Raw genomic sequence first — 362 nt, 5'->3', positions numbered from 1 at the left:
CCACGATTGACGCCAGCCAGAGCGTTCGAAATTTTTCGCTCTGCCTTGTCGTTGCCGGCAACATCCTTCATCAGCAGTTGGAGATTGCCGGCAACCACCTGCAGCAGGTTGTTGAAATCGTGAGCTACGCCGCCCGTCAGATTGCCGATGGCCTCCATCTTTTGTGCCTGCTGGAGTGCAAGCTCGGTGTTGCGAAGGGCTGCGGCAGCCTCACGTTCGTCGGTCACATCGCGTCCGACCGCATGAATGTAATTGTCATCCGGAACGGCGGTCCATGAAATCGTCCGATAGCCACCATCCCGAGCCTGATAGCGGTTCTCGAACGAGAAGGTTGTTGCTCCTTCGCTGAGTTTGCTGACTGC

The 362-nt window shown here is 56.9% G+C and carries 1 pseudogene; it reads right to left on the bottom strand.

The features are described 5' to 3' along the window. Positions 1-362 (bottom strand): annotated as a pseudogene (locus SB679_RS23360) (hybrid sensor histidine kinase/response regulator); the annotation flags it as partial.

The organism is Chryseobacterium sp. SIMBA_029, assembly GCF_046535275.1.
Taxonomy (GTDB): domain Bacteria; phylum Bacteroidota; class Bacteroidia; order Flavobacteriales; family Weeksellaceae; genus Chryseobacterium.
This window is presented reverse-complemented; position numbering and strand designations above follow the sequence as displayed.